Origin of the sequence: Marinobacter arenosus, from assembly GCF_019264345.1 — a bacterium.
Lineage (GTDB): Bacteria > Pseudomonadota > Gammaproteobacteria > Pseudomonadales > Oleiphilaceae > Marinobacter > Marinobacter arenosus.
In genome coordinates, this window is sequence record NZ_JAHVAO010000005.1 from 52,378 (window position 1) to 70,222 (window position 17,845).

Below are 17,845 nucleotides of genomic sequence, written 5' to 3' on the forward strand. Positions count from 1 at the left end.
ACGTTGTATGTGGACAGGCATTGTCATTGCCGTACTGGTTCTGCTGGCCCTCGCTGTGGTTTTCGGTGGCCTGCTGGGCTTCGCATCTGAGCGCTTCCGGGTTGAGGGCAATCCGCTGGTGGACCAGATTGATTCGCTGCTGCCGCAAACCCAGTGTGGTCAGTGCGGCTTCCCCGGCTGCCGCCCCTATGCCGAGTCCATCGCCGACGGTGATGCCATCAACAAGTGCCCTCCTGGCGGTGAAACGACCATCAAGGCCCTGGCGGATCTGCTGGACGTGGAACCCCAGCCCCTGGATGCCGAGCACGGCGTCGAACAGGCCAAGCGGGTGGCAATCATTCGTGAGGACGAATGCATTGGCTGCACCAAATGCATCCAGGCCTGCCCGGTCGACGCGATCCTTGGCGCGGCCAAACACATGCACACGGTGATTGAAAGCGAATGCACCGGCTGCGATCTCTGCGTGGACCCCTGCCCCGTGGACTGTATCGACATGATCACCATTGAACCGGATATCCGTACCTGGACCTGGACACCGCCGGCGTCCGGCGTCATCGCCACCGATCGCCAGGGGGCCAGCGCCTGATGACTCAGTTGTGGGATTTCACCGGTGGCATTCATCCGGCAGAGAACAAGCATCAGTCCACCGCGCGCCCGATTCGGGACGCGGGCATCCCAGACAGCCTCGTGTTGCCGCTACAGCAGCACATCGGCGAACCGGCCACGGCCATTGTCAGCGTTGGTGAACGGGTCCTTAAAGGCCAGAAAATTGCAGATGTGAGCAACGGCCTGGGGGTGCCGGTGCATGCGCCGACGTCTGGAATTATTGAAAACATCGCCGAGCTGCCCGTGCCCCACCCCTCCGGCATGAACGACTGGTGCATCACCCTTCGGCCCGATGGCGAAGACCAGTGGATACCACTTGAGCCCACTCGCGATTACCGCAACCTGGAGCGGGGCCAGGTGCTGGAACTGATTCGGGACGGCGGCATTTCCGGTATGGGCGGTGCGGGTTTCCCGACCAACATCAAGCTGCGCCCCCCGAGAGACCGCAAGGTTGATACCCTGATTCTTAATGGCGCCGAGTGTGAGCCCTATATCACCGCCGATGACATGACCATGCGTGAGCAGGCCGATGAGATCGTCGCGGGTCTCAAGGTCATGGCCTGGATCCTGCGTCCGGAACGCTGCGTGATTGGTATCGAGGACAACAAGCCGGAGGCCATCGAGGCCCTGCGCGTTGCGACCGAAGGCACCCAGATTGAACTTGCCGTCATCCCAACCAAATACCCCTCCGGCGGCGAAAAGCAACTGATCCAGATACTGACGGGGATGGAAGTGCCCAGTGGAGGCATCCCGGCCGATATCGGGGTCATGTGCCAGAACGTCGGCACCGCGGTTGCTGTATCCCGGTTGATATTTGAAGGTCGCCCCCTGATTTCCAGAATCGTGACCATCACCGGTGAGGCCGTCCGGGAACCGGGGAATTTCAACGCTTTGATTGGCACCCCGGTGCAGTATCTGCTGGACCAGGCCGGCCTTCAGCCAGACAAGGTGAACCGCCTGGTGCTGGGTGGTCCGATGATGGGCTACACCCTCACCACCACGGCCGTGCCGGTGATCAAGACCAGCAACTGCGTGATTGCCGCCACCGCCACGGAGTTGCCGGCGCCGCCACCGGAGCAACCCTGTATCCGGTGCGGGGAGTGCGCCGAAGTCTGTCCAATGGAGCTCCTGCCACAGCAGTTGTTCTGGTACTCCAAGGCTGCGGAGTTTGAAAAAGCCGAGCACCTGAACCTGTTTGATTGCATAGAGTGCGGCGCCTGTTCGTACGTCTGCCCGAGCTCCATTCCCCTGGTGCAGTACTATCGCTACGCCAAGGGAGAGATTCGGGTGCAGCGGGCCGAACAGCTGAAGGCCGACCGGGCTCGGGAGCGTTTTGAAGCTCGCCAGGAGCGCCTGGAGCGGGAACAGCAGGAGAAGGAGCAGCGCCGGAAGGAACGCGCGAAAGCCGCAGCGGAAGCCCAGGCGAAGAAGAAGGCGGAAGCTGAAAAAGCGGCCGCCGAAGGCGATGCGGTGGATGAGCGTTCAGCCAAGGCGGCACTGGTTGAACAGGCCCTCGCCCGCAAGAAAGCCAAGACCGAGGCTGCCAAACCGCAAGCGCCTGCGGCCGAACCTGCTCAGGACAAGCCCGACCTGGAGGCACTCGAAAAGCAGTTGGCCCAGGCGCAGTCCAAACTTGAAACCATGCAGGGCATGCTGGAAGAAGCCAAAGCCCAGCAGGCCGACAATGTAGAGAAACTGGAACGGGCGGTCGCCAAGAACCACGACCGGGTGACGCGCGCGGAAGAAGCCCTGGCCGACGCCCGCCAGAAGCTGGCGTCCCAACCCGAATCCCAGTCAACCGAATAACCGAATTCAGGCCCGACATTCATGGCATTTGCTCAACAGTCTTCACCCCATGCCCATCATGCCCGCCCCACATCAAGGGTTATGCTCTGGGTAATCATCGCTGCGTTGCCTGGCCTGTTCGCGCAGACGGTGTTCTTTGGCTGGGGCAACCTGATCAATGTGGTGTGGTGCGTTGCACTGGCGATGGCCTGCGAGGCTGCCATCCTCAAGCTCCGGAACAAGCCCGTCGCCTTTTTCCTGAAAGATAATACGGCGGCGGTAACCGGCCTGCTGCTCGGCTTGTCGTTGCCACAATTTGCGCCCTGGTGGGTTTCCGGCATTGCGGTTATGTCCGCCATCGTCGTTGCCAAGCAGCTCTATGGCGGGCTCGGTTCCAATCCCTTCAATCCGGCGATGGTGGGCTATGCCCTGGTTTTGATCTCCTTTCCGGTGGCCATGACCACAAACTGGGCGGAACCCGCGTTGCTGTGGGACGGCGCGCCCGGTTTCTCCGAAACCCTCGGCACGATCGCCTCGGCCCAGCAGACTGCGGTTGACGGCTGGACCATGGCGACACCGCTGGACGAGTACAAGCACAAGATCGCGACCCGCACGGCGGAAGAGGTACTGGCGCACCCGACCTTTGGTGACGGCATTGCCAGGGGCTGGGAATGGGTGAATGCCGGCTTTCTGGCGGGCGGGCTCCTGCTGGTCCTGCTCCGGATCATCACCTGGCACATTCCGATCGGCTATCTCGCCGGACTCGTGCTGATGAGCCTGGCTTTCGGCAACAACGCCGATCAGTACGCGCCACTGTCCCTGCACCTACTGGCCGGTGGCACCGTGCTCGGAGCCTTCTTCATCGCCACCGATCCGGTGTCGGCAGCGACCAGCCATCAGGGCAAACTGATTTACGGTGCTGGCATCGGCGTGCTTATTTACCTGATACGGACCTGGGGAAGCTACCCCGATGCCGTGGCCTTCAGCGTTCTGCTGATGAACTTTGCGGTTCCGTTCATTGATCACTACACGCCACCGCGGACCTACGGCCACCACAAGGCCCGTCGCGGTGTGCCGGGCAGGAAGCAGGGGTAACGTATGGCTGCACTTGCACAATCGATACGTCGCAGCGCCATTGGCCTGGGCCTGTTCGCCATGATCACCGGGGGCACCATCGCGGTTACCCAGGCACTGACCGAGAAACGGATCCAGGAGCAGGCCGCGCGCGCCGAAGCCAAGGCGCTGTTTGAAATCATTCCGGAAAGCGCCCATGACAACAACCTGCTCCGGGATACGGTCCAGTTGCCCGCCAGTGAACGCCTGGCCACCGATGGGCCGCTGACGGCCTGGGTGGCTCGACGTGACGGCCGGCCCACGGGCATGATCCTGCCCATCGTTGCCCCGGACGGCTATTCCGGCAATATCCGGCTGCTGGTCGGTGTCGACCTGAACGGCACGGTTCTCGGCGTCCGGGTCACCAGTCATAAGGAAACGCCCGGGCTCGGTGATCGCATCGAGACCAAGAAGTCCGACTGGATCCGAAGCTTTGAGGGCCGCTCGCTTGGCCAGCCACCGCACCGCGAGTGGAACGTGAAGAAGAACGGTGGGGAGTTCGACCAGTTCACCGGTGCCACCATTACCCCCCGGGCGGTGGTCAAGGCGGTCCAGAAATCCCTGATCTATTTCCGCCAGAACCGGCAGGTGATTCGGGAGCGACTCAACGAAGCGCCGTCACCCCGACCGAAAGCCATCACTCCGGAAACCATTGCCGGAGAAGCAACCCGTTCGGAGCATTCCTGATTATGGCCACCAAAACCTCCCGTGAAATCATTCGCGACGGGCTCTGGAACAACAACCCCGCCCTCGTCCAGGTCTTGGGGCTGTGCCCGCTGCTGGCGGTGACCAGTACCGTCGTCAACGCTATTGGCCTGGGCCTGGCAACCCTGCTGGTGCTGATGGGGTCCAACCTCGCGGTGTCACTGATCCGGAACTTTGTGGGTGAGTCAGTCCGACTGCCCGCCTTCGTGATGATCATTGCATCGTTTGTCACCTGTGCCGAACTTCTGATGCAGGCATTCACTTACGAGCTTTACCAGATCCTGGGCATCTTCATTCCCCTGATCGTGACCAACTGCGCCATTCTCGGCCGGGCGGATGCCTTCGCCTCCAAAGTGACGCCCGGGCCGGCTCTGCTGGATGGTGTCATGATGGGGCTCGGCTTCCTGGCGGTGTTGGTGCTGCTGGGAGGCATGCGCGAACTGATTGGCCAGGGCACGCTGTTTGTCGATATGAACCTGTTGCTCGGCCCCATGGCCGCCGACTGGGTGATTCGTCCGTTTGAGAGTTATCCCGACGTCCTGTTCATGGTCCTGCCTCCCGGCGCGTTCGTAGGTCTTGGCCTCCTGATTGCCCTGAAGAATGGCATCGACAACCACCTGGAGAAGCGTCGCAAGGCCGCCGAACCGGCCCCGGCGGCCAGTGGCAGCAAACGCGTTCGCGTCACTGGCAACGTTTCCTGACCCGCAGGTAAGGTGAATCCCGGATCCCATGAACAAACAGAAACGCATTGAAATCTTTACCCGTCTTCGGGATGCAAACCCGAACCCCACGACGGAGCTGAACTACTCCACACCGTTCGAGTTATTGATTGCTGTCATCCTGTCCGCCCAGGCCACCGATGTTGGCGTCAACAAGGCCACCGACAAACTGTTTCCGGTGGCAAATACCCCGGAAGCGATTCTGGCACTGGGTGTGGACGGGCTGAAGGAGTACATCAAGACCATCGGCCTGTTTAACAGCAAGGCCGAGAACGTGATCAAGACCTGCCGGATCCTGATTGAGAAGCACGGCAGTCAGGTTCCGGAGAAGCGGGAAGACCTGGAGGCATTGCCCGGAGTTGGCCGAAAAACAGCCAACGTGGTGCTGAACACGGCGTTCGGACACATGGCCATGGCCGTGGATACTCACATATTCCGGGTCTCGAACCGCACCGGCATAGCCCCCGGAAAGAATGTGCTGGAGGTGGAGCAAAGGCTGATGCGACTGGTACCCAGAGAGTTTCTGCTGGATGCGCACCACTGGCTGATTCTCCACGGTCGGTATACCTGTACCGCCCGCAAACCCAAGTGCGGTGCCTGCAGCATTGAAGACCTCTGCGAGTTCAAGGACAAACGGGATTACCTGTAATCACCCATGGGCTCACCGGAGTAACGGCGCCCACAAAAAAGCCGGCATTGAATGCCGGCTTTTTCTGTCAGGACGTTGCGATTAACGCTGTCCCAGCATTTTTTCCTTCAGGTCTTCCTGGGCTGGCTTGTCAGACAGCCAGATTCCGAAGAGAGCCTTCTTGAAGGCCAGATCACCCATGGTGTCTTTGTGTTGGCCGTTCTTCAGGACTTTGACACCCTCGCCCGGCAGGTACACCAGATCGAAGACATCGCCTTCCTTGATCTCCTCCTGGAAGACCGCCATGAATTGGTCGACATCACCCTGGATCGCCGCCATGTCGCCACCGGTCGACGATTCAAAGCCTTCCAGGGTGGCTTCCGTCATGCGCTCACTGGTGATCATGCCGGAGATGATGTGCAGCGTGATGGCCTGGGGCTCATCCGCGTTGATAACAGCCTCGCCATCATCAATGGTTTCCGGTACATACAGGCCACCAACGTACAGGTCCATGAACCACTTGGACCGCGTGCCCGCGCCATTGAGCTTGAGTTCAGTGTCCATGGCCGAGTAGGTATCGGGAACATCCACACCTTCCACGGTCAGTGCCGAGACCGGCGCTGACAGTGCGGCTGCCATGGTCAGGGACATAAAACCGGTAAAGAGAGCCTTCTTCATAGTCCTTTCCTTTTCGATCGTTATTATTGACGTGTTTCATTCGTGCACCGGGTTTCGACACCCTTATCCCCGCCCGGTCCGGGCATTCTAACAACGTCGGGGGACTCTCCGGCGGAACCTGGTTCTCATTTGCGGCCATCCTGAAACAGAAAAACCGACCGGGTTTCCCCGGCCGGTTTCGGCTTGATCAACTCTGGAAAGGTGTTATTTAAACAGCAGGTTTCCGGAGAGCCCCTCTTTCTCGAGGATTTCACGCAGGCGTCGCAGCGCCTCGACCTGAATCTGGCGAACCCGCTCTCGGGTAAGCCCGATCTCCTGACCGACCTCTTCCAGCGTGCTGACCGGATACCCTCTCAGTCCAAAGCGACGGGAAAGCACTTCCTGCTGCTTTTCACTGAGCTGGTCGATCCATTTTTCCAGGCACGAACACATGTTGTTGTCCTGGAGCAGGTCCGCCGGGTCAGAGGCGCCTTCATCCGCAACCGTGTCCAGCAGGGATTTCTCTCCGCCAGTGCCGATCGGGGTATCCATGGAGGCAACCCGTTCGTTCAGACCCAGCATGCGCTTTACATCGGCGACTGGCTTGTCGACCATGCGCGCGATTTCTTCGGCGGAAGGTTCATGATCCAGCTTTTGCGTCAGCTCCCGAGCAGCGCGCAGGTAAAGGTTCAACTCCTTGACCACATGAATCGGCAGCCGAATGGTCCGGGTCTGGTTCATGATCGCGCGTTCAATGGTCTGGCGAATCCACCAGGTGGCGTAGGTCGAGAAGCGGAAACCCCGTTCCGGATCGAACTTTTCAACCGCCCGGATCAGCCCGAGGTTACCCTCTTCAATCAGATCCAGCAGGGTCAGTCCCCGATTGACATAACGCCGCGCTATCTTGACCACGAGCCTGAGGTTGCTCTCGATCATCCGCTTCCGGCCGGAATCCTCGCCCTTACGCGCAAGGCGGGCGAAATACACCTCTTCCTCCGGCGTCAGGAGGGGGGAAAAACCGATTTCGTTGAGGTATAGCTGAGTGGCGTCCAGCTGCTTCTGGCTGGTGAAATAACGCCCTTGGGTAGGAATTTCTTCGTCAGCGGTATCCTCGTCCGCCGAAGCCTTGTCGACTTTCTCTTCTGCTAACAATTGATCCTCGGACTCATCCACGTCCACCGCACGATCAATGATGATATCTTCCTGCTCTGCTGACATTTTCTTGCCCCGCCTCTCAATAATCCTGGGTGTTCGTCCGATACTTCTTATTATTGCGGACGTTCTTAATGCGACTACTTTTCTTCTTCAGGACATCTGTTGGTTGGCCGGTCACAACTGCAACCGTTTTTTTATTCTTTGGAACGCGGTCTCTCTGTCAGTGCCGGTGGGTGGTGGGAAACAGAATCCTGTCTGCTTCTGCGCTAGCGTCTTGGAAGGTAGTGGGCGGGATCAACCGGATTGCCATTCTTTCGGATTTCAAAATGCAACATGGGTCGTTCAGCGCCACTGCTACCGAGCTCTGCGATCACCTGACCGGCTTTCACATCCTCCCCTTCCCGCACCAGAATCTTCCGGTTGTGTGCGTAAGCACTTAAATAGTGCTCATTATGGTTCACAATAATCAGGTTACCGTAACCAAGCAACCCATTGCCGGCGTATACAACATTACCGCTCGCGGCTGCCTTTACAGCATCACCGGCTTTTCCGGCAATATCAATACCTTTGTTGACTCTTCCGGATGTTGAATATCCAGCAATTACGGTGCCAACGTGCGGCCAGCGCCAGTTCACCCGGGCGACCGTCTGGGTCTGCGACGCCAGTGGCGCTCCCTTTTCCGGGGCTCGGGTTACCGCCGGTTTCGGCGCCGTTCTTGGCGTTGGCGCCGGCGGCGCTGCCCGTGACGTACCGGACGACGCCGCGGATTTCCTCGTCGCTACACGATTCTGCCGATTGGATGTGACAGTTCCGCGAAGATCGAGACGCAACACCTGCCCCGCTCTCAATGTCCAGGGCGCGTCTATGCCGTTGGCGCTGCCCAGTTCCCGGTAATCCCGACCGTAGCGCCAGGCGATGCTGTACAGGGTTTCTCCGGGCTGGACCACGTGCCGCCCCCAGTAAACCGGCGGATTGTAGAGATCATCCCGATACAACGCGGGGGTGTTACAGCCGCTGACAAGCGCTGCTACAAGCAGCATAGCAGCGATCCTGGGAACGCCGCTGCGGGGTTTTAGGGCACGAGGTGAAGCATGGGCACCGGAAGGGAACCGCGGGGAAGCCGGCGATGCGGCACTGAATAGCCCACGCAAGTATCTCACAAGAATAAAAACGACCCAGTTATGAAAAATCCGTATAACGCATACCGTGTGTCATACCAGTTTCTTAGGTTTTAGAAGTAACTTGCTAATATATTGCACAATTCCATAGTTAATCCAAGTTACCCCATTGCCACATCTGTTACCGGGAGAAACACCCTTTTCGCGCGATAGGTAACACTTCGTTCACGTGTGGTCGCAGCGCTCAGGAAATCCTGCCCTGCTGATGTCGAGTGCCTACCCATTCGACCAGCAAGACCAGCAGAAATCCAGCAAGCGCGATTAACACGGCAAGACCCAGCTTGGGATCCTGTCCGGTCAGATCCGCAAAGGTGAAAGGACCGATACTGCTTTCGTTCAGGGGGACCTGTTCACCGGCACTGTTGGTACGCCAGCTCAATGTCTGTTTCCAGGGCCAGACCTTGTTGAGCGCGCCCACCATGAACCCGGTGAGTAGCGCCAGGACAAGATCGTGAAAGTGATGGAAGGCCCAGGTAATGACACGCGCGACTGACAGCAACCCCAGTAAACACCCAGCCATGAACAGCACCAGAATTCCGATGTCCGCAGATTTGATCGCTGCAAGCACCGGGGCATACATGCCGATGATGACCAGAATGAAACTGCCCGATATACCCGGGAGGATCATGGCGCAGATGGCCAGTGCGCCCGCCCCGAAGAAGGCCAGCGCCGACGGGGCGAGTTGCCCCGCAGGCAGGGTGGTGATCCACCAGGCCACCACGATGCCAATAATCAGGGGCAGCACCAGGGAGAACCGGTAATGGCGGACCTGACGGCCGACATGCCAGACGGATGCGACAATCAGCCCGAAGAAAAAGCTCCAGATCAGGATGGGAAACTCGACGAGCGCGTAACTGATGGCCGAGGCCAGAGTGAGGATACTGGTCAGCACGCCGGCGAGCAGGCAAAGCAGGAAAGTGCCGTCACAGACCTGCCAGAAAACGTTGAAGCGCCCCCGGACCAACTCACCCATGATCGCACCCGGCATCGCATTGATGGCTTCCAGCAAGCGGAAATAGATGCCGGTGATAAAGGCAATCGTTCCGCCCGATACACCCGGCACGATGTCCGCAGCGCCCATGGCCATGCCCCGCAGGAAGACGGCAGCCGGACGATGTGTGCGATTCAGGTCAGGGGTGCGCGAGGCGTCATCGTTCAACGGACCACCCCACCCAGAAGCGGGACGAAGTGCACCGGTTCCAGTTCCTTATGGTCGAACCGGTCGCCCCGTCTCGTCACTTCCACCAGGATCTGGTTTTCCTCGCCGACTGGCGCAATCAGGATACCGCCATCACATAACTGGGCCAGCAGTTCCTCCGGTATTTCCACTGGTGCGGCGGTCACGATAATGCCGTCGAAGGGGCCCCGGTCCGGCCACCCCATACCACCATCAGCATGTTTCAGGAGCACGTTTCGCGCGTTGAGCTGGCGCAGACGATCACGGGCCCGGTCCTGCAACGGTTTGATCCGCTCAACACTGTAAACCTCGTCAAACAGCCGGGAAAGGACCGCAGTCTGGTAACCCGACCCCGTTCCTAGCTCGAGCACGCGGGCGGGCGCATGAGCCAGCATCAGTTCCGTCATGCGGGCAACAATGTAGGGTTGGGACAGGGTCTGACCGTAGCCAATGGGCAGTGAGGTATCTTCGTAGGCCCGGTGAGACAGCGCCTCATCCAGGAAAATGTGTCGTGGTACATCACCAATAACGTCCAACACCCGGTCCGATTCAATGCCGGCTTCTCGCAGACGCTGGACCAGACGCATTCGGGTCCGACGGGAGGTCATGCCGATACCCTGGAGTTGCGCGCTCATGCCGTCGTCTCCCCGCCATCGCCAAGACCTTCGACCCAATCCCGAAGCGGCACCAGCGCCTTATGGCGAGTCATATCGATGTGGACCGGTGTGATCGAAACAAACCCTTCTCGAACGGCATGGAAGTCGGTACCGGGCCCGGCGTCGCCCCCTTCCCCGGCTGCACCAATCCAATAGCGCTCCTTGCCCCGGGGACAGGTCATGGGAACGGCACCCTCGGCGCGCTCGCGATGCCCGAGGCGCGTAACCCGAAAGCCGTTCAACCGGTCCCAGGGCACATCCGGCACATTCACGTTGAGAATGGAACGGGGGCCAAGGACCAGTGGTCGCTGCGATTCAAGCAGGAGCCGGACCACGCGTGCCGCGGTTTCGTAATGGAAGTGACCATCGTTAACCAGCGATACCGCGATGGCGGGAAGCCCCAGGTGGCGCCCCTCCGTTGCCGCGGCAACCGTACCGGAATAAATGATGTCGTCGCCGAGATTGGCGTGGGTGTTAATCCCCGATACCACCCGATCGAACGGCGCCTGGAACAGACCGTTGACCGCGAGGTGAACACAATCCGTAGGCGTCCCGTCAACGGAGCGAAAACCGTTGGGATGCTGCTCCACCGTTAATGGACGGTTCAGGGTCAGGGCGTTACTGGCCCCGCTATGGTCCCGATCCGGGGCGACGACTTCCAGGTCGCCCAGCCCCTGAAGCCCATCGTACAGGGCGATTAGCCCGGGTGAATGGACGCCGTCATCATTCGACAACAGAATACGCACTGTGTTCTCCGCTAGCCTTGTTACTTGTTATGGCGGCCGAGGCTCATGTCCTCAAGCTCGAAAATATCACTCAGAATCGTGGTGGCATACTGGCCCGGCGCCAGCGTGAACTCCACCGCCAGACAGCGCTCGTCCTGCCATTGCCATGCCAGTTCTGCCGGCCTGATCCGCAACGATCGGCGCTCAGGTTTCATCCGGGTCGTCGAGAACAATTGAACCAGATCCGGCGCCTGCTCGACGACGCTCCGCTCAAGTTGTTCCTGGCATCCAGTGGCCGTGGTGCCGCCATCGCCCCAGAGCGGACCGGTTGGCTCCAGCTCACCGGGAGCCAGTCCCGGTTCCCCATCCATCGGCCTGAGCCAGCTGCCATCGGCGACCCGATGGGCAAGAACTTCGTTGAACAACCACGAACGCGCTGCCGAAAAGTACAATACGTTTTTCGAGGCGTCTCTTCCAGCGCGGTTTTTACCTTTGCGCCCCCGGCCTGCAGACCGGCTGCGGGAATCCATTGCCGAGGAATCCATGGCGGCCGCCCGATCCAGGTTGGCGCCCCCAAAACCAAACCGCTGAGGCCCAAAGTAATTGGGTGCTCCCTCGTGCTTCAGGCGTGCCAGGGCCTCGTCAATGACGGCTCGCTCGCCGGAAACGTCACGCAGCGTCAGGATAAAACGGTTTCCATGGTGCTCACCACGACGGAGTTTGCGGTTGTGGCGCCGGGCAGACAACACCGTCCATTGCTCCGCCACTCGCGCAATAAATTCGGCATCGGAGTGCGCCATGCCCGGGCGATAAAGACTGAACCACTGGCTGGTCACGGCATGGCGATCCTTGAGACCGCAGTAGCCAACATCAAAGGTCCGGCATCCCGAGAGCGCTGCCAACTGGCGTGCGACAAATTCGGTGTTATCACCCGTCTTCTGGAGTCGCAGACACAGGTGTTCACCCTCACCGGCAACGTCGACGCCCGATTGCTCGGGGAAGCCGGCCAGCACCTCATCAACCTGGAAATCCTCCGGCGATGATTTCAACCCTGCACGAGCCACACGCGTACCCGCCGACGTTGGCCAATCCAGGCGCCAGCGGCAGTGCTGCACCGCCTCGGTCATGAGGAGACCGGCTCCAGCAAACAGATGGCCTGACAGGCAATGCCTTCGCCACGACCGGTAAAGCCAAGTTTTTCCGTGGTGGTCGCTTTCACGCTGACCCGGCTCGCAGGAATTCCCAGGTCTTCCGCAATGTTCAGGCGCATGGCCTCAATGTGCGGGGCCATCTTGGGTGCCTGGGCAATGATCGTGCTGTCGATGTTGACCACGCCATACCCCTCTTCCCTCACCCGCAACATAACGCGGCGCAACAGGTCACGGCTGTCGGCACCGGCCCATTCGTCACTGGTATCCGGAAACAGGTGGCCAATGTCACCAAGGGCAACCGCGCCCAGCAGCGCGTCCGCGAGCGCATGCAGCAGGACATCGCCGTCCGAATGGGCTTTCAAGCCCTGATGATGAGGGATGGAAACACCCCCGAGCATAACCGCACTGCCCTGACCAAAGGCATGGACATCAAAGCCCTGTCCAATTCGCATAACAGACTCCGGGAAGACAGAAAGTTCAGAACCGGCTGAGAATAAAGCCCGCGAGGTCGAGGTCCGCCGGAACCGTTATCTTGATGTTGTCCGGCCGACCTTCCACCAGTACCGGCATATTACCGGAAAACTCCATGGCAGAGGACTCATCGGTCACATCCTGTCCCAATTCGTGAGCCCGTTCCAGTGCCTCCACAAGCATCCGGTAGCGGAACATCTGAGGTGTGAAAGCTCGCCACAGCAGGCCCCGATCCACGGTTTCAAGAACTTCCGGGTGAGCGCCCCTGCCTGTTTTTTTCAGGGTGTCGGTCACCGGCGCCGCCAGCAAACCGCCAACTGGGTGGTCTGAGAGGGTCTCGATCAAATTCGACAGATCCGTCGGGTGCACGCAGGGGCGAGCGGCGTCATGGACAAGGATCCAGTCGTCGTCAGCCACCTGTTCCGCCAGCGCCAACAATGCAGCCAATACCGAGTCGGAGCGCTCCGCGCCTCCGGTACAGGTCTGAATTCGGCGATCCTCGCTGGCCTCGGTATCGGGCCACCAATGATCCGCAGCATTCAGGGCCACCATGCAGCCGGAAAACGGGGCCGCGCCGAGGATCCGGGACAGCGTGATATCAAGAATGAAACGGGAGTCAATGCGAAGGTATTGCTTGGGACATTCGGCCTGCATGCGCTGGCCAATTCCGGCCGCCGGTATGACAAGCCACAGTTTGGGAGTCTTCATGGGTTATCCGTGGAACGTACGGGGACTCGAAACCTGGATCTCAATTCTCGACAACGAGAAAAAACGTTTCATCCTCGCGAATCAATCCCAGGTTCATTCTGGCTCGCTCTTCAACGGCACCACGCTCTCCGCGAAGATTCCGGACCTCAGCATAAAGGCGCTCATTGCGGGTGGCCAGCTCGGCGTTCTCCGCCCGTTGTTCGGCAATGGACTGTTCCAGCGCCCAGACCTGCGCAAAGCTGCCCTCCCCGACCCACAGACGCACCTGCAGCAGGAGTATCAGAACAACCATTGTGGTCCAAAGCAACTTCATTGCCGATTCCGTCCAGAATAAACCGATCAAATTTTCGACGCTGTTCGTCGAGTATAGACCTTAGAGTAGATTAGCAACAAGTTCTTCTAAGCGCTTGTGTAAAAAGGCCATCGTGACTGAATTGTCATTCAGAACACGATGGCCTTAACACTTTTGAACCCACACCCCTGAGGATTGCAGTTCAAATTGGACGGATCGGAGTTAACCCTGACCCTTGATTTCGCTCAGACCACGATAGGGAGCCTTGCCATCCAGGGCCTCTTCAATGCGCAGGAGCTGGTTGTACTTGGCAACGCGATCAGACCGGCACAAAGAGCCAGTTTTGATCTGGCCAGCACAGGTAGCCACGGCCAGATCGGCGATGGTGGTGTCTTCGGTTTCGCCGGAGCGGTGGGAGATAACGGCCGTGTAGCCGGCATCCTGCGCCATTTTGATGGCGTCCAGGGTTTCACTCAGGCTGCCGATCTGGTTGAACTTGATCAGAATGGAGTTGCCAACGCCCTTTTCGATACCCTGCTTCAGGATCTTGGTATTGGTTACGAACAGATCGTCACCCACCAGCTGGACCTTGCTACCCAGCTTATCGGTCAGCACTTTCCAGCCGTCCCAGTCACTCTCGTCCATGCCGTCTTCAATGGAGACAATGGGATAACGCTCGCACAGACCCGTCAGGTAATCGGCAAAACCCTCGGAGTCAAAGGTCTTGCCCTCGCCAGACAGCTGGTACTGACCGTCCTTGTAGAACTCGGAGGACGCACAGTCCAGCGCCAGCGTCACGTCGGAGCCAAGGGCATAGCCGGCTTTCTCAACCGCTTCCTTGATGACCGCGAGTGCCGCTTCGTTGGACGGCAGGTTCGGGGCGAAGCCGCCCTCGTCACCAACAGCAGTGTTCAGGCCCTGGGCCTTGAGTACTTTCTTCAGGCTGTGGAAGATCTCCGCGCCGATACGCAGAGCTTCGGCAAAGCTCTTGGCAGCGACCGGCTGGACCATGAATTCCTGGATATCAACGTTGTTGTCGGCATGCTCGCCGCCGTTGAGAATGTTCATCATCGGCACCGGCATGCTGAACTGACCAGACGTACCGTTCAGGTCGGCAATGTGGGCGTACAGGGGTTTACCCAGAGACTCGGCGGCAGCCTTGGCGGCCGCGAGGGACACCGCCAGAATGGCGTTTGCACCCAGGTTGGCCTTGTTATCGGTCCCATCGAGTTGCAGCATCAGATCATCCAGGGCGCGCTGATCGGCTGCGTCCTTACCCAGCAGCGCCTCACGGATTTTGCCATTGACCGCATCAACCGCCTTGCGCACACCCTTGCCCAGATAGCGGGAGGCATCCTGGTCTCGCAGTTCCAGCGCTTCGCGGGAACCGGTGGACGCGCCGGACGGCGCGCAGGCACGGCCAAGGGTACCGTCCTCCAGGAGTACGTCTGCCTCCACAGTCGGGTTACCGCGGGAGTCGAGAACCTCGCGAGCCTTGATGTTGGCAATTTTGGTCATTGTGATGGATCTCCAAAATATTCAGGTAGTCAAAGGGTGACGAAACGAAGAACACCGCCAATCAGGCGGTGTCGATAGGTTTAAAGCTTTTTACAAGATCATCGACGGCTTTTACGCGCGCCAGGAAGGGTTCCAGCTGGCTCAGACGCAGGGCACAAGGGCCGTCGCATTTGGCCTGGTCCGGGTCCGGATGAGCCTCCAGAAACAGGCCGGCAAGTCCCTGGGACATGCCCGCGAGCGCCAGGTCGGTGACCTGGGCACGGCGCCCCCCGGCAGAATCGGCGCGACCGCCGGGCATCTGCAGGGAATGAGTGACGTCGAACATCACCGGCACGTCCATCGATTTCATGATTCCGAAGCCGAGCATATCCACCACCAGGTTGTTGTACCCGAAACTGGTGCCACGCTCGCAAAGGATCACCTTGTCGTTGCCGGCTTCCTCGCACTTCTTGATGATGTGCTTCATTTCCTGAGGCGCCAGGAACTGGGCCTTTTTGATGTTGATCACCGCACCGGTTTCGGCCATGGCGACCACAAGGTCAGTCTGGCGACTGAGGAAGGCTGGAAGCTGGATGATGTCACAGACTTCAGCCGCTGGTGCGGCCTGCGCCGACTCATGCACGTCGGAAATGATGGGCACGCCGAATTTGCTTTTGATGTCGGCCAGGATTTGAAGCCCCTGCTCCAGACCAGGGCCCCGGAAAGAGTGCACGGAGGAACGGTTGGCCTTGTCGAAGGATGCCTTGAAAACATACGGAATGCCTAGTTTCCGACACACGTCCACGTAAGCCTCAGCGACCTCGAACGCCAGCTCTCGGGACTCCAGGACATTCATGCCACCAAACAGCACAAAAGGCTTGTCGTTGGCGACCTGAATATCCGAAACGCTAACGGTGCTCCGCGCCATGATCAGGCTCCCTTCTTGCGCGCCAGGGCAGCTTCAACAAAGCCCTTGAACAGTGGATGACCGTCGCGTGGCGTCGAGGTGAACTCCGGGTGGAACTGACAGGCCACGAACCAGGGGTGATCACCCGCCTCGACGACTTCAACAAGCTTGCCGTCGGCGGAACGGCCGGAAATCTTGAGACCAGCCTCTTCCAGTTTCGGCAGGAAGTGGTTGTTCACTTCATAACGATGGCGATGACGTTCGCGGATGGTCTTCCGACCGTAACAGTTGGCAATGGTGGTACCTTCGGTCAGTACGCAGTCCTGGGCACCCAGGCGCATGGTACCGCCCAGATCGGATTCTTCGGTGCGCTCCTCTTTCTCGCCGCTGGCATCAAGCCATTCGGTGATCAGACCAACCACTGGCTCCGGTGTGTGCTCACGGAACTCGGTACTGTGGGCATCCTTCAGGCCAGCCACATTGCGGGCGTACTCGATAACCGCCACCTGCATGCCCAGGCAGATACCCAGGTAAGGCACCTTGTTTTCACGGGCATACTGGACGGTGCGAATCTTGCCTTCGACACCGCGCTCCCCGAAGCCGCCGGGCACCAGGATCGCGTCGGCACTTTCCAGGGCACCGGTGCCATCCCGCTCGATGTCTTCCGAATCAATGTAATTGATGTTGACCTTGGTGCGGGTCTTGATGCCTGCATGCAGCAGCGACTCGATCAGCGACTTGTACGCGTCGAGCAGCTCCATGTACTTGCCGACCATCGCAATGGTGACTTCGCCCTCAGGGTTCAGCAAGGACTCAACCACCTCGTCCCACTCACTGAGGTCAGCCGGTCGCGCGTCCAGGCCGAAGCGCTCAATCACCAACTGATCCAGACCATGCTCGTGGAGCTTGCGAGGAATAGCGTAGATCGATTTGGCGTCCTGCAACGGGATGACGGCGCGCTCTTCGACGTTGGTGAAGAGCGCAATCTTGCGACGGGAGCTGGCATCCACTTCATGCTCGGAACGACACAGCAGAATATCCGGCTGGAGACCGATGGAGCGCATTTCCTTCACAGAGTGCTGGGTCGGCTTGGTCTTGATCTCGCCCGCTGTCGCGATGTAGGGAACCAGGGTCAGGTGCATGAACAACGCACGCTGGGGACCTACCTCGACCTTCAACTGCCGGCAGGCCTCAAGGAACGGCAGTGATTCGATATCACCCACCGTGCCTCCGATTTCAATCAGTGCCACATCGGCACCGGCCGCACCCTCCACGACACGACGCTTGATTTCATCGGTGATGTGCGGAATCACCTGAACGGTGCCGCCCAAGTAATCACCACGACGTTCCTTACGAATGACTTCCTCGTAGACACGACCGGTGGTGAAGTTGTTCCGACGGCTCATCGGCGTGCGGATGAACCGCTCGTAGTGGCCCAGGTCAAGATCGGTTTCCGCGCCGTCTTCGGTGACAAAAACTTCACCGTGCTGGAACGGGCTCATGGTGCCGGGGTCCACGTTGATGTACGGGTCCAGCTTGAGAATAGTGACCTTCAGGCCGCGTGCCTCGAGGATCGCTGCCAGTGAGGCCGATGCGATACCTTTCCCCAAGGAGGACACGACACCGCCGGTGACGAAAATATAACGCGTCATGCAGATTCCATGATTGTCTGGTTCGGTGAAGGAGGGAGATTGTCATCTCAAGATGGGTCGCCA

19 protein-coding genes are annotated in these 17,845 nt (G+C 59.4%); 6 read left to right on the plus strand and 13 right to left on the minus strand.

Going from position 1 to position 17,845, the window contains the following annotated elements:
* Positions 1-7 precede the first annotated feature (7 nt).
* Genes rsxB through nth form a run of 6 tightly spaced genes read left to right on the plus strand, consistent with a single transcriptional unit; the run spans position 8 to position 5,577 of the window.
* A complete protein-coding gene (gene rsxB / locus KXD86_RS18460; protein WP_218637611.1) occupies positions 8-586 on the plus strand; it encodes an electron transport complex subunit RsxB in 579 nt (192 codons plus the stop codon).
* Complete coding sequence (gene rsxC / locus KXD86_RS18465) at positions 586-2,412, plus strand: electron transport complex subunit RsxC (RefSeq protein ID WP_218637612.1); 1,827 nt, start codon at positions 586-588, stop codon at positions 2,410-2,412. Before rsxB ends, rsxC begins: the two co-directional genes overlap by 1 nt.
* A gap of 21 nt (positions 2,413-2,433) precedes the next feature.
* Positions 2,434-3,486, plus strand: a complete 1,053-nt coding sequence (gene rsxD / locus KXD86_RS18470) for an electron transport complex subunit RsxD (RefSeq protein ID WP_218637613.1) — start codon at positions 2,434-2,436, stop codon at positions 3,484-3,486.
* 3 nt (positions 3,487-3,489) lie between these two features.
* Entirely contained in the window at positions 3,490-4,191 is a 702-nt protein-coding gene (gene rsxG, locus KXD86_RS18475) for an electron transport complex subunit RsxG (RefSeq protein WP_218637614.1), read from the plus strand.
* 2 nt (positions 4,192-4,193) lie between these two features.
* The gene (locus KXD86_RS18480) at positions 4,194-4,910 is read left to right on the plus strand and encodes an electron transport complex subunit E (RefSeq protein WP_218637615.1); all 717 of its coding nucleotides are present in this window, start codon (positions 4,194-4,196) and stop codon (positions 4,908-4,910) included.
* Between the two features lie 28 nt (positions 4,911-4,938).
* Positions 4,939-5,577, plus strand: coding sequence for an endonuclease III (gene nth, locus KXD86_RS18485; RefSeq protein ID WP_218637616.1), 639 nt, complete (start codon positions 4,939-4,941; stop codon positions 5,575-5,577).
* Between the two features lie 81 nt (positions 5,578-5,658).
* On the opposite strand, the gene KXD86_RS18490 is transcribed toward nth, so the two are convergent.
* The 13 genes from KXD86_RS18490 to pyrG all read right to left on the minus strand — a co-directional run bounded on the left by KXD86_RS18490 (position 5,659) and on the right by pyrG (position 17,782).
* Positions 5,659-6,234, minus strand: coding sequence for a chalcone isomerase family protein (locus tag KXD86_RS18490; protein WP_218637617.1), 576 nt, complete (start codon positions 6,232-6,234; stop codon positions 5,659-5,661).
* A gap of 204 nt (positions 6,235-6,438) precedes the next feature.
* On the minus strand, positions 6,439-7,431 hold the full coding sequence (gene rpoS / locus KXD86_RS18495) for an RNA polymerase sigma factor RpoS (RefSeq protein WP_218637618.1): 993 nt from the start codon (positions 7,429-7,431) through the stop codon (positions 6,439-6,441).
* Positions 7,432-7,634: 203 nt separating this feature from the next.
* The gene (locus tag KXD86_RS18500; protein WP_218637619.1) at positions 7,635-8,408 is read right to left on the minus strand and encodes a peptidoglycan DD-metalloendopeptidase family protein; all 774 of its coding nucleotides are present in this window, start codon (positions 8,406-8,408) and stop codon (positions 7,635-7,637) included.
* Positions 8,409-8,730: 322 nt separating this feature from the next.
* Positions 8,731-9,633 (minus strand): DUF368 domain-containing protein, encoded by a 903-nt coding sequence (locus KXD86_RS18505; RefSeq protein WP_312846331.1) that lies wholly within the window; start codon positions 9,631-9,633, stop codon positions 8,731-8,733.
* A gap of 68 nt (positions 9,634-9,701) precedes the next feature.
* Entirely contained in the window at positions 9,702-10,358 is a 657-nt protein-coding gene (locus tag KXD86_RS18510) for a protein-L-isoaspartate(D-aspartate) O-methyltransferase (RefSeq protein ID WP_218637620.1), read from the minus strand.
* The gene (surE, locus tag KXD86_RS18515; RefSeq protein ID WP_218637621.1) at positions 10,355-11,125 is read right to left on the minus strand and encodes a 5'/3'-nucleotidase SurE; all 771 of its coding nucleotides are present in this window, start codon (positions 11,123-11,125) and stop codon (positions 10,355-10,357) included. Before surE ends, KXD86_RS18510 begins: the two co-directional genes overlap by 4 nt.
* A gap of 20 nt (positions 11,126-11,145) precedes the next feature.
* Positions 11,146-12,231 (minus strand): tRNA pseudouridine(13) synthase TruD, encoded by a 1,086-nt coding sequence (gene truD, locus KXD86_RS18520; protein WP_218637622.1) that lies wholly within the window; start codon positions 12,229-12,231, stop codon positions 11,146-11,148.
* Complete coding sequence (gene ispF, locus KXD86_RS18525) at positions 12,228-12,707, minus strand: 2-C-methyl-D-erythritol 2,4-cyclodiphosphate synthase (protein ID WP_218637623.1); 480 nt, start codon at positions 12,705-12,707, stop codon at positions 12,228-12,230. The genes truD and ispF overlap by 4 nt, the downstream gene beginning before the upstream one ends.
* Before the next feature lie 25 nt (positions 12,708-12,732).
* The gene (ispD, locus tag KXD86_RS18530) at positions 12,733-13,434 is read right to left on the minus strand and encodes a 2-C-methyl-D-erythritol 4-phosphate cytidylyltransferase (protein WP_218637624.1); all 702 of its coding nucleotides are present in this window, start codon (positions 13,432-13,434) and stop codon (positions 12,733-12,735) included.
* Positions 13,435-13,474: 40 nt separating this feature from the next.
* A complete protein-coding gene (locus KXD86_RS18535; protein ID WP_218637625.1) occupies positions 13,475-13,747 on the minus strand; it encodes a septum formation initiator family protein in 273 nt (90 codons plus the stop codon).
* A 201-nt stretch (positions 13,748-13,948) separates the two neighbouring features.
* Complete coding sequence (gene eno / locus KXD86_RS18540) at positions 13,949-15,244, minus strand: phosphopyruvate hydratase (RefSeq protein WP_218637626.1); 1,296 nt, start codon at positions 15,242-15,244, stop codon at positions 13,949-13,951.
* Positions 15,245-15,305: 61 nt separating this feature from the next.
* Positions 15,306-16,151: a 3-deoxy-8-phosphooctulonate synthase gene (gene kdsA / locus KXD86_RS18545; RefSeq protein ID WP_218637627.1), complete on the minus strand. Its 846-nt coding sequence runs from the start codon at positions 16,149-16,151 to the stop codon at positions 15,306-15,308.
* Between the two features lie 2 nt (positions 16,152-16,153).
* A complete protein-coding gene (pyrG, locus tag KXD86_RS18550) occupies positions 16,154-17,782 on the minus strand; it encodes a CTP synthase (protein WP_218637628.1) in 1,629 nt (542 codons plus the stop codon).
* Positions 17,783-17,845 lie beyond the last annotated feature (63 nt).